At 39.9% G+C, this 11,633-nt stretch carries 11 protein-coding genes and 1 pseudogene; all 12 read left to right on the forward strand.

Features of this window, described 5'->3' with window-relative positions:
- Positions 1-83: 83 nt before the first annotated feature.
- Positions 84-692, forward strand: coding sequence for a ubiquinone biosynthesis protein UbiE (locus tag DKM50_00470; GenBank protein PZM84892.1), 609 nt, complete (start codon positions 84-86; stop codon positions 690-692).
- 128 nt (positions 693-820) lie between these two features.
- Positions 821-2,185 carry a hypothetical protein gene (locus DKM50_00475; protein PZM84893.1) on the forward strand — a complete coding sequence of 455 codons (1,365 nt, stop codon included), beginning with the start codon at positions 821-823 and terminating at the stop codon, positions 2,183-2,185.
- 34 nt (positions 2,186-2,219) lie between these two features.
- A complete protein-coding gene (locus tag DKM50_00480; protein PZM84894.1) occupies positions 2,220-3,533 on the forward strand; it encodes a thioredoxin-disulfide reductase in 1,314 nt (437 codons plus the stop codon).
- 7 nt (positions 3,534-3,540) lie between these two features.
- A complete protein-coding gene (locus DKM50_00485) occupies positions 3,541-3,813 on the forward strand; it encodes a transcriptional regulator (GenBank protein PZM84895.1) in 273 nt (90 codons plus the stop codon).
- Positions 3,814-3,876: 63 nt separating this feature from the next.
- A complete protein-coding gene (gene trxA, locus DKM50_00490; protein ID PZM84896.1) occupies positions 3,877-4,200 on the forward strand; it encodes a thioredoxin in 324 nt (107 codons plus the stop codon).
- 105 nt (positions 4,201-4,305) lie between these two features.
- The gene (locus DKM50_00495; GenBank protein PZM84897.1) at positions 4,306-4,527 is read left to right on the forward strand and encodes a hypothetical protein; all 222 of its coding nucleotides are present in this window, start codon (positions 4,306-4,308) and stop codon (positions 4,525-4,527) included.
- On the forward strand, positions 4,497-5,465 hold the full coding sequence (locus DKM50_00500) for a hypothetical protein (protein ID PZM84898.1): 969 nt from the start codon (positions 4,497-4,499) through the stop codon (positions 5,463-5,465). The genes DKM50_00495 and DKM50_00500 overlap by 31 nt, the downstream gene beginning before the upstream one ends.
- Positions 5,466-5,606: 141 nt before the next feature.
- Entirely contained in the window at positions 5,607-7,166 is a 1,560-nt protein-coding gene (locus DKM50_00505; protein ID PZM84899.1) for a hypothetical protein, read from the forward strand.
- Between the two features lie 64 nt (positions 7,167-7,230).
- Positions 7,231-8,817 carry a hypothetical protein gene (locus DKM50_00510; protein ID PZM84900.1) on the forward strand — a complete coding sequence of 529 codons (1,587 nt, stop codon included), beginning with the start codon at positions 7,231-7,233 and terminating at the stop codon, positions 8,815-8,817.
- Positions 8,818-8,876: 59 nt separating this feature from the next.
- A pseudogene (locus tag DKM50_00515) lies at positions 8,877-8,997 on the forward strand (hypothetical protein).
- The gene (locus DKM50_00520; GenBank protein PZM84901.1) at positions 8,945-9,181 is read left to right on the forward strand and encodes a hypothetical protein; all 237 of its coding nucleotides are present in this window, start codon (positions 8,945-8,947) and stop codon (positions 9,179-9,181) included. Before DKM50_00515 ends, DKM50_00520 begins: the two are co-directional and overlap by 53 nt.
- Positions 9,182-9,384: 203 nt before the next feature.
- Positions 9,385-11,633, forward strand: a 2,249-nt coding sequence (locus tag DKM50_00525; GenBank protein PZM84902.1) for a hypothetical protein, incomplete at its 3' end; no start/stop codon positions are given.

The following is an 11,633-nucleotide window of genomic DNA, read 5'->3' on the forward strand; positions in this document are numbered from 1 at the left end:
ATTGTTTGGTTTTTTACATGCGTAATTTAGCGATGAATAAAGAGTGTCTCGAGGATTCTTGTCTATTTTGGAAAGAGTAATATATGAGCGATTTTATTCGAAATCGGTATACGTCTAAAGTAAGTTCAGCAAATTTAGGGTGTGCAAATTTGCTACCCTATCTTCACGTGAAAACTGGAAATTACGTCTTGGACCTCGGATGCGGCAGCGGAGGGACAGTTTTTGCTATAGCTCCGCAGGTAGGTTCGACTGGACGTATTTATGGATTAGATCTAACATCCGGCATGATTGAAGCGGCGATAGCCAGGAATAATTATCAGAATGTTTTTTTCCATATCGGCGATATTCATTCCTTGCCTTTTGAAAATGCTCTTTTTGATACGGTACTAAGCAACTGTGTCATCAACCATTCTCAAGACAAAGCAACGGTATTCAGCGAGATTTTTAGAGTGCTGAAACCTGATGGATGTTTTATGATCGGAGACGTAATGGCGGTTGGGAAGCTTCCTGAAGAAATCGCAAATAATTCTTGTAATGTTGCTGCTTGCTGGGGGGGAGCTATTCCGAAAGATGAATATTTTTGTATGATAAAGGCACAAGGATTTTGTAAAATAGAACAATTAAGCTCTCGGTTCTATCAAAAAGAAAATTATCCGATGGAGAGCATAATCGTGAAAGGGGTAAAATCATGAAAAAAATCACAAACGTTAATATTAAAGCCAAGAAGTCTTCTTGTGGCTGTGCAACGAAAAAGGTAGCACAATGCTGCGCTAAACAATCAAAGTTAGTAGCGGGATGTCACGACTAAAAAGGTAAGAAAATGATTAAAGCAAAAAATAATTTGATCACCGAAATAGATGCTGATCATTACGCGATCTATAATCCTCTTTCAGGAGCGTTTGATATAGCTTCGAAGGAAGAGCTGGACCGTTTTGTGTCGGGTATCCCTTGTGACGAGCACGAGCGGCAACTGTGGCTTGAACGGGGATATTGTTTTGATTCGGACGAAGAAGCACGAGAGTATACTTCTCAGCGCTACAATGATTTCTTAGTCGAAAATCGAAAGAATACTGTGCAATTTCTGCTAATACCATCATATGGGTGCAATTTTAACTGTAGCTACTGTTATCAGAAAGGCGTTGAGGCGAGTACTCCTTTGATAAGCATCGGGATGATTGATTCTTTTATTGATTTTGTTATAAAGTATAGGGAAAAAGAACATAAAGAAGTTGTTGTCACCCTTTTTGGAGGGGAACCGCTGTTGCCGGGAGAGAATAATCGCAATATGTTGTCGCACTTGATTACCGCACTTGCAAGAGAGTCCATCAGATTATCAGTTGTAACTAATGGCTACTACCTGTCAGAATATATGAACATCCTGTCACACGCAGATATCCTTGAGGTCCACGTTAGTCTGGATGGAGACGAAGACTTTCATAATGAAAGGCGGCGGACAAAAGACGGTAAAGATAGTTTTTCTAAGATTATGCAGGGGATTGATGCTGCAGTTCAGCAAGGGTTCCCTATCAATATAAGGATGATTGTCGATAAACTAAATATTTCAAGTTTGCCGGGACTTGCAGCTAAATTCGCACAACGAGGGTATCTTGGGCTGCCTAAAGAAAAGTTTAAGTCGACATTGGGTAGGAACTATGAGTTGATTAATGAGTATCGTAATGCGAAAGACCTATTTGGGTTAACTGAAATGTTTGAAGAATATGTTAAATTGATGATCGAGTATCCATTACTGGAAAAACTATACGTTCCTGAGTTTTTTGGCATTACAGCTATGATGAACAATAAAGAAATGTATATTCCCAATTTTGATACATGTCCTGCAGCCAAGTCCGAATACGTTTTTGACTGTGCGGGCACTATCTATGGATGTACGGCAAGTTGTGGGCAAAAAGGCTATGAACTGGGGACCTATTACCCTGTCGTTGCCTGGAACGAACCGGAGTTAAACCTTTGGAGGTCAAGATCTGTCCTGACGATCGAAAAGTGCAGAGACTGTGTTGTTGACGTTGTTTGTGGCGGCGGCTGCGGCGTCTTGGCAAAAGAGAAAAATGGCTCGATCAACGCACCTCTATGTAAGCCGGTGAAAGAGGTTATGGATATCGGTATTCGCTATTACAAAGACGAATTATTAAGAAGCGGCGCTCAATGTTGCGTTGCCGGAACTTAAAGGTAATATAGTTAATAAAGGCGGGTGTTAAATTATGATCAAAGAGATTTCCGAAAAAGATTATGATGAGCTGGTATTCTGTTCGAAAGGCCCGGTTATTGTAGATTTTTATTCTACTGAATGCCCCCCTTGTGAAGCTCTGGCACCTAAATTCCAGTTTTTTGCTGAAAAATATGTTAACGAGATTAAGTTTTACAAAATATTCCGGCAAGGTAATAGAGACCTCTCACGGCAGTTAGGAGTTAAAGGCAGCCCGACAATTCTATTTTATAATAATGGAGAAGAACTCGGAAAGAGATTGTCTGGCGCGATAAAAAAGAGTGAGATTAACTCCAGCATTCTAAATCTTTATGGCCTGCAGGATAAAAGCCAAGGCATTAAAAGAGAAGAACTGCACTGTAATGTTGCGATTATCGGAGCCGGACCTGCCGGACTCACGGCCGCTTTATATGCTGCAAATGCAAAATTAAGCACAGTAGTTATCGATAAAGGAAATACCGGAGGAACTGTTAATATAACGCATTCGGTAAGTAACTACCCAGGGACTGGAAGTTCAATGCAGGGATTCATGCTAATGCATAACATGACTGAACAGGTGAAAGCATTTCAGGCTACCATTATGACAGCCGTCGACATTACCGGTATTAATTTGAATGATAAAATAATATATATTGATGACGATAAAGTAATTCGTGCGGATTCTATCATCCTGGACACTGGGTCGAACCCTAGACCGCTTAATATTCCTGGCGAGAAAGAGTTCTCGGGAAAAGGGATCTCGTATTGCGCGACCTGCGATGGGAGTTTTTATGAAGGGAAGAACGTTTTTGTTGTTGGAGGGGGTAATTCTGCAATTGAAGAAGCATTGTATTTGGCCAGATTTGTTAATAAGCTGACGGTGATACACCAGTTTGACGAGTTTCAAGCTAATAAAGTGGCAGTCGATGAGCTTCTGTCGCATCCGAAGATTAGTGTTTTATGGTCTCATGAGCCGCGGGCCTTTCTCGGAAATGCCTCTTACGAGCGGGTAGAAGTTGAAGACCTTAAAACCGGAAAAAAGCGAATTCTTGATGATGCCGAAGGTGTTTTTGTTTTTGTTGGGTATGTCCCGCAAACGGATTTGTTTAAGAATACTCTTGCCTTAGATAACTATGGATATGTGTTTTCGTCTGAACACATGGAAACAAATATTCCAGGTGTTTTCGTAGCCGGAGATGTGAGGCAAAAACGATATCGGCAGATTACCACTGCAGTAAGTGATGGGACGATAGCCGCACTTGCAGCGGGTGAATATCTGAAACAGTTATCAAGGTCCGGGACAAAGGATCTAATCAAGGTAGTGAGGTAGTATTGTTATGGAGCATAATTTTGAAGAGCAGGCAAATATTTTGAAGGCGCTAGGCCATCCGACACGGTTACGGATTGTGAAAGGAATTTGCGAGAATGGCTGTAATGTGAGCCGCATGGTTGAAGGGCTCGGAATGCCGCAAGCAACAGTATCACAGCATCTGGGAGTATTACGGGCGAGTGGTATAATAAAGGGAGAAAAAAGGGGATTGGAGATCTGTTACCGGATAATAAATGAGAAGGTTAAAAAAATCCTTGAGGTGATGGCCTCTGATAGTTAAGAAAATAACGTAAAAGGACCGAAGTATTGTCGGTTAATTTTAATAAGCAGGAAGGAGATATTTATGAGCGTTATACAAGTAACAGATGCAACATTCGAGCAGGAGGTCCTCAAATCGGATAAACCTGTTATGGTTGATTTCTGGGCTCCATGGTGCGGTCCGTGTAGAATGATTGCTCCGGTAGTTGAGGGTATTGCAAATGAATACGAAGCCAAGCTGAAAGCTGCAAAACTCAATACTGATGACAACAGCACTACTGCTGCAGAATATGGCATAACCGGCATTCCGTGCCTTGTATTCTTCAAAGACGGGAAAGAAGTTGAGCGGCTTGTTGGATTTTTGCCAAAAGAGCATATTGAAAAGAAGGTTCAAAACATTATTGGCTAATCTCCCAATTATCGAAAATTTTGACCGAAAAGTTCTGCCGGATGATATTTTCTCGCAGGAGTGTGCTTTTTCTATGTATTTTAAGAATAATAAAGGAGTTCTCTTATGCCTTCGTTTGACTATAAATGTAATGAATGCGGTCATGGGTTTGAAGTTTATACTGCTACTCTGGCTACAGAAAAAAACACTGATTGTCCGCATTGCAGCGGCAAAGATACCAGAAAGATATTTCATGCGCTAAATATCGGTTCGGTTTCAAAAGGCAATGATTTCCCGGCTCCGGATAAGTGCGAGTCATGTTGCCATGGAGGAATGTGCGGGCATTAAAATATCAAAAACTGGAGTGGGCCATGATCGAAGATAAAACGACAGACGTTTTAATAATAGGTGCCGGACCGGCTGGGCTCTCGGCTGCTATCTATACTGCCCGCGCAAATAGGAAGACAGTAGTTCTGCGCGGAAAGGCGAAATCAAGATTAGAACAGGCACATTTGATTGAGAATTATCCAGGTGTCATGTCAATCAAGGGAACTGAGCTTCTTTTGCAGTTTGAGGAACAAGCCCGGCATTTTGGTGTGGAAATTATTGAAACGGACGCAATCGATCTTGGATTAGGCTTTGCCCCCAAGATGATAAATACCCGTAGCGGAATGATTATCGCTGATACCGTAATTCTTGCTATGGGAAAAGGAAGCAGTAAGGTTGCCATTGAAAATGAAGAAGACTATATCGGACTTGGGGTTTCTTACTGTGTTGTTTGTGATGGTGCTTTATATAAGAATAAAGTAACTGTCGTCTATGGCAATGATAATGATTCATTTGAGGATGCGTTGATGCTTGAACAATTAGGTTGTAAGGTAACGCTCATTGTCTCGGGAAAAGAGGCTCAGTACAATAGCGAACTTATTGCGAAAATAAAGAGCAAAGACATTCCTTGTATAAATGAAGCGCGGGTTACGAAGGTTATCGGTGAAAATGTTCTGACAGGGATTGAATATGAGAAAGCAAGTGAAAAGTCGGTGTTACCGGCAAATGCTCTGTTTATCATCACACATGGCCCTGGTTCGACATTGCTTAAGCGCGCTGGACTAGAGATTGATGCGACAAATTGTATAGAGGTTAACCGGAGTCAGGAGACGAACCTGCAAGGGGTCTTTGCAGCCGGTGATATTATTTGTGGCGGAATGCAAATTGCTACTGCTGTTGGCGATGGTGTCAACGCAGCGCTCAGCTGTCTCCGATATTTGCGGGCAAAAAAAACGTAATTGATTTTTTATATGCCGTAATTATTATAACTAATGAGTTTCTGTACAAATCACAAGGTAATATATAAAAAGTATTATTATAAAAGCAAAAATTATAGTATACTTATATTGTATTAAATAATCCACTAAACAGGTATTTTAATGGCCGAGATCAAGTGTGAAAATGATTTAATCCCTTATATCATAGGCGATTCGATGATTTTTAACCTGGACAATAATCTCGTACAGATTGGTCCTATTTCTGTAAAAGATTTATCTATACATGACCTGGAAGTGCCAGAAAATATCATTTTTCGCCCGAATGATTACTTGACCATTGAGTTCAATTTTTTTCATCTTTTTTTTATTCATAAAAAACGCCTAAACGTATATGCACTTAAAGACCAGATTGTAAAATTAAAAAAAATTATGCAAATATCTCTTTTTGCTGGTAAAAAGGATTGGGCCGCTGAGTTGTTGTATCGTGATATCAATACGTTAAACGACGAAGATAAACAGTTTTTAATGGTGTATATCCAGAATTACCTCGCAGGGAAGATCGGACATTCTGATATTTTGAATAAGCTGGGAGAATGCTTTCAACGATTTCCCGAATCTCTTCAGGAAACATTTCGATTGTTTTTGAACCAGGAGTTGGCTAAGAGGGCTTTCGCGATATTTAAGAATAATGATCTCATTTCGGAAGTTGAAGATTTTGATTGCGATAGTCTGTGCTTTATTGAATATCAGGAAGGGAAAGATATTTGTCTGTTGAATCATTCAATTAATATAACCGGAGATACAATGATGATATCGAATCCTACAAAGGTATTGTACCAGGGCGACCGGAAAGTACGCTTTCCGACCACGCTGTTATTGACCCGGTTTAAACCGCAAATGGTCACTGCGTTAGTGGCACAGTTTCGATATAAATTAATTGAGAATGGCATCGCTCAAATCGGCAGTGGTGATGGCATGGCCTATACCCCGAACCAGGATACCTCTTGTACATTGATCAGGCAAAACGGGAATACATTTCTTCTTGATGCTTCAGTTCAGAGTATCCTTAAATCGGCGTACCTTGGGGTTAACGTCTATGAAGATGACATCGTTGCTCTGTTAACTCACGGATGTCATGGTGATCACGGTGCCGGTTTGTATTTTATTGCTAAAATAAGAACTTTTTTAAATATAAACAATAAGTTAAAGATATTCTGCCATCCGATTGTCCTGGATAATTATGTTGAAAAGTGTGCCTATGTTTATCAGGTTGAGTACGAAGGGCAGGATATTGAAAAAGTAAAAGAAGAAATAAGCAGTTTATTCCAATGTGTAGAGCCTGAAAATGTTGTTATTACACCGTTCAATACTCATTCGGTGCCGACAACAGGGTTTTATTTTTCTTCCATTAATTTTTATGTTACCGGAGACATGAGCGGGGCAGAATTGGAGAGAAACAAAGTGATCAAAGAAAGTAACATTGATATAACGAAATTTTATTTGGAAAAAGATCTGCAGCAATTTGACAAAATCAAACAATTTGTTGTTGACCAGGGCTTTATTGCTATGGAATGCGGGCAGCCTCCGATCCATATTCCAAAAGATCTTATTATAGATATTCTTGGCGGTGAAGACAATTTAATCAATAAGATTAACGAAAATAAGCTGTTTCTCTACCATACAAGTGGACAGAAAGATGCAAGTGAGTGGGTCGTCTGTTAGTCGATAGCTGCTCATCCTTTTGATACTTCATTACAGTGAAATATATTTTAATAACTGACGATACATGAATAGCTTCGGTGTGGAGATTCTTATGAAGAATAAAGTATTATCAGTCAGGGACACAGTTCAGCCAAACTCAACTGCTTATGAACAGCGTACTGCTTTGTATCGCGCAAAAGCAAAGGCCTTTATTTCGTTGGGTGATCGTAACCTGGGTGTTGATTCCCCGCAGTATCAAAGTCAGTTTAAGGACTTAACGAGAGTGTGTCTTGAAGATCCGGGCAATGTAGATATAGGCGTGACGCTTGCAGACCTTAGACAGATAATTAAGTTGAGCTCGTCACTTACTGAGGAGCTTAATTTTATAGTTAACTCTGTTCTTCGCAAAATTGAGCAATCGAAAGATCAGCAGCTACCAAATAAACTCCGGGAAGATTTTTTCTGGAATATGTTCAAGGCTTTTTCGCAACCGCTTACTGAAATGGGTGTGAACGTAAAGGTCTATATAGTAGACAAGTTACGTGTTCAAGGGTATTCCGTCCAGACTTTTGCGAAATTTTATAACGATAGCGGGTTTGTGGGGAGTAAACGGTTTGTTTCTCGGTTCAGCCCTTCAAATAAACAAGAGAACAGGATTGTTCCTAATAACGAAGCATTTTTCCATTCACTTACAACAAACGATAAATTGTTATTTATATCCCGTGAAGAAACGGGGCAGCAAGGTAGTATCCATGACTTAAAAGATTTTTTTAGTGTGCATATAACCTCTAAAGGAAGGGATCATCTTCTTAAATTAGAAGTTTTTGATAACTTCAGAGGGCAGATCGTTGGATCGGAAAAAGCAGCGCAGCTTCTTATCCTTCCTGAACTCCTGGAAAACTTTACGACAAACCTTCAATCAGCAATTGATATGTTTGATACTGTTATTCGTCTGCGAAACAGGTCGCTTGATTTGGAAAAAGACGCTTATTTTGATGGGCTAACAAAGTTAATTGCAGCGAAAAGATATGAAGAAGTATTCGAAAAAGCTTTGCTGAAAGCAGTGAGAGATAAAAAAAATCTAGCATTTCTAGAGTTTGATCTGGACTATTTCTCCTTTTTTAATGATGTGTTTGGTCATAGTGTCGGAGATATTATACTCCAGGAGTTTTCTTCCTGTTTGTCGGGACTATTTCGGAAAACCGATTTCATTGTTAGAAAAGGTGGGGAAGAAATCGTTGTTATACTTCCAGATGCAAGTCAGAAGGATCTCGTGAAATTGTATGAAAAGCTTCAAGGTCAATTAGTTAATTTATCAAATTGCGATAAGATGAAGCCGCATATCACTGTCTCGGATCAAATAGTTGCGCCGGATGAAAAGAAGGTACATGTTAAATCTCAAATAAAATATGGATTAGGCCACATCCAACCAATTTGTGTGTCTGCCGGAGGTACCGATCTTCAGGAGATTCTTGAGGACCCCTCAATAAAAAGACTTATAAAAGAACATGGCGGGATTGAATGGGTTTTTAAACAAAAAGATTTAGTAAAAATGATTATGGGGTTGATTTTTACGATAGCGGATGACAGACTTTTGTCTGCTAAGGAGTCTGGGCGAAATTGTATATATATTGAGTCTGGTAGCAACAAAGATCATCTTGATAAGACTTAATTACCCTTTATTAAAAATACCAAGAAAGAAAAAGGCATCCTGTTCTTTTGCCGGGTTCAATGGGGTATTCGAGCTACATTATGGTGGGGGACGCTGGAAGCAAAGGAATCATATTATTCAATTAACCATGGAGCAGGAAGGAAGTTTTCTCGAACTCAAGCGAGATCCCGGGTTAACTAAAAAAAAAAAGGAAGAAGCATTAATGGCAGATATTCCAATTAACCTTGGAAAACTAAGCAGTGTTATTGACGAAACCTCCTCCTGTTATAAAGATATTGATGAGATTATTGATTCTGTGTATGAAGCCGGAATTGCAAAAAAAGTTGCAAGGCTAGTTCCCATAGGGGTTATCAAAGGGAAATAACACACCAGTAAAATTTCATGCAAGTTATTCATTGCTTATCCCGATTATATTGTAACCTGGAAGCCTTTTCTGTAAGGTAGTTCTCTCCCCTCGATTTTATACCTTTATAAATTCAAATGTTTAAAAATTCCCAAAAAAGGGTATATTTAAAATAGGTACTTTGCTTTTTTTTCTATTAATGTCTTTTCTAGGAGGAAATATTTATGAAAAAGATACGCATGTTTACAATCTGCTTTCTTTGTTGTCTTACATTGAATGCCAGCTATTTACTCGCTGATGTGGGAAGAGTTCTTAACTTCGAAGGTGACGTGTTTTACTCCAAGGAAGAAGGCAATAAGGTCTGGAATAGAGTAACCAACGGGACAACTCTGGAAACCAATAATGTGATCAGAACCAATGCAAATTCCCAGATAGAAATTCAATTTTCGAAGGATGACGTTATTCATCTTGATGAAAATACTGTTTTTGTAGTTAAGGAATATCAGCATAACTCCAAAAAAGCTGCATTCCTGCTTAAAGTAGGCAGGATCTGGTCAGCAGTTAACCCCCATCAAAAAAACTATTCACGATTTGAGGTTCACACTCCGGTAGCTGTCGCTTCGGTAAAAGGAACAATTTATTCTGTTGCAATAAATAAAGACAAGGTAACCAACATCGAAGTACTTGAGGGCGCTGTGAATGTTATGAACAAAAACACTATGCAGTCGATCCTTGTTAATTCGGGTTATTATGCAGATGTAATGTCTTCGCAACGTAGATTAGCTGCTAAAGAAATGCCTAAAGAGAAAGTGATTGAATTTGAGAACAAAGTGAAAGATACCTATATCCCGATTATACATAATGGCGGGATTATTGAGGAAAATAAGAGCTCCTTAGAAAAAGCGGTTCAAAATAATAAAAGTGGGGAAGTGGATAAGGCAGCTCCTCCCAAGTCTGTGACTGTTACGCAAGGTAACCCTGAAGATTTCAAGGCTAAGGAAATAGATATTGAGAAACGATTGAATGATGTATCTAATAGTAATCAGGGAGCTGAAGATGCCGTTGACGAAAAAATAGAAGAAGGGGCTGTAGTAAATAATGAATTAACTGTAATGAATCAGAACCTGGAAAATGCTCAGTTAGAAGCAGCCGAAAGTAAGAAACCTGAAGCTGACGTGATGATGAGCGCTGAAAAAGAAGTAGAATTAAAGGCAGAACTGGGAGCTAAAAAGAAGTCTGAGATAGAAGCAAAATCCAATTTAACGAATGCTACGGTTAATAAGAAGGAACTTGAGACAAAACTGGAAACAGCTTCAGCTATTAAGGTGAAAGCCATTGATGAAGTCAACCAGAGAACTGAAGATGACACAAAAGCCAAAGCAGAGCTTGAGGCTAAAACGAAGGCAGAATTAGCAGCAAAACAAAATGCAGAAGCAGAGGCGAAGGCACTATCAGAACTCGAAGCCAAGCAGAACGCAGCTCAAGAGGCTACTGCAAAAGCAGAGCTCGAGGGAAAAAAGAAAGCCGAAGCAGAAGCAAAGGCCAAAGCAGAGCTTGAGGCTAAAACGAAGTCAGCTGAAGAGGCGAAAGTAAAAGCAGCACAAGCAGCAAAAGCACAGGCAGAGTTAGAAGCCAATCAGAAAGTTGAATTGGAAGCCAAGAAGAAGTCGGAGTTAGAGGCGAAGAAGAAAGCCGAAGCCGAAGCAAAGAAAAAAGCAGAATTGGAGTCGAAGCAGAAAGCAGCCGAAGAAGTCAAAGCCAAAGCAGAGCTGGACGCTAAAAAGAAAGCCGAAGCTGAGGCTAAGAAAAAAGCCGACTTTGAAGCAAAGGCGAAAGCAGCGTTAGAAGTGAAGGCGAAAGCAGCCGAAGAAGCTAAGAAGAAGGCAGAGCAGGAAGTCAAAAAGAAAGCCGAAGTCGAGGCAAAAATAAAAGCCGACTTTGAATCAAAGAGAGCTGAAATGACTGCTAAAAAGAAAGCCGAATTCCAAGCTAAGCAGACTGCAGCAGAAGAGGCGAGGAAAAAGGCAGAGTTAGAGACGAAGAAAAAAACTGAAGCCGAAGTTAAGGTCAAGGCAGAGTTAGAAGCTAAAAAGAAAGCTGCTGAAGAAGCCAAAGTAAAAGCGGAAAAAGAATCGAAGCAGCGAGCAGAGCTGGAAGTAAAACAAAAAGCTGCAGAAGAAGCGAGAAAAAAGGCAGAGTTAGAGACGAAGAAAAAAACTGAAGCCGAAGTTAAGGTCAAGGCAGAGTTAGAAGCTAAAAAGAAAGCTGCTGAAGAAGCCAAAGTAAAAGCGGAAAAAGAATCGAAGCAGCGAGCAGAGCTGGAAGTAAAACAAAAAGCTGCAGAAGAAGCGAGAAAAAAGACAGAGTTAGAGACGAAGAAAAAAACTGAAGCTGAAGCTAAGGGCAAGGCAGAGTTAGAAGCTAAAAAGAAAGCTGCTGAAGAAGCCAAAGTAAAAGCAGAAAAAGAATCGAA

This window comes from Candidatus Margulisiibacteriota bacterium (genome assembly GCA_003242895.1).
Taxonomy (GTDB): Bacteria; Margulisbacteria; Riflemargulisbacteria; order GWF2-39-127; family GWF2-39-127; genus GWF2-39-127.

Coding starts and splice junctions, on each gene's coding strand:
- DKM50_00470 (PZM84892.1), top strand. CDS start 84: ATGAGCGATTTTATTCGAAATCGGTATACGTCTAAAGTAAGTTCAGCA.
- DKM50_00475 (PZM84893.1), top strand. CDS start 821: ATGATTAAAGCAAAAAATAATTTGATCACCGAAATAGATGCTGATCAT.
- DKM50_00480 (PZM84894.1), top strand. CDS start 2,220: ATGATCAAAGAGATTTCCGAAAAAGATTATGATGAGCTGGTATTCTGT.
- DKM50_00485 (PZM84895.1), top strand. CDS start 3,541: ATGGAGCATAATTTTGAAGAGCAGGCAAATATTTTGAAGGCGCTAGGC.
- trxA (PZM84896.1), top strand. CDS start 3,877: ATGAGCGTTATACAAGTAACAGATGCAACATTCGAGCAGGAGGTCCTC.
- DKM50_00495 (PZM84897.1), top strand. CDS start 4,306: ATGCCTTCGTTTGACTATAAATGTAATGAATGCGGTCATGGGTTTGAA.
- DKM50_00500 (PZM84898.1), top strand. CDS start 4,497: ATGTTGCCATGGAGGAATGTGCGGGCATTAAAATATCAAAAACTGGAG.
- DKM50_00505 (PZM84899.1), top strand. CDS start 5,607: ATGGCCGAGATCAAGTGTGAAAATGATTTAATCCCTTATATCATAGGC.
- DKM50_00510 (PZM84900.1), top strand. CDS start 7,231: ATGAATAGCTTCGGTGTGGAGATTCTTATGAAGAATAAAGTATTATCA.
- DKM50_00520 (PZM84901.1), top strand. CDS start 8,945: ATGGAGCAGGAAGGAAGTTTTCTCGAACTCAAGCGAGATCCCGGGTTA.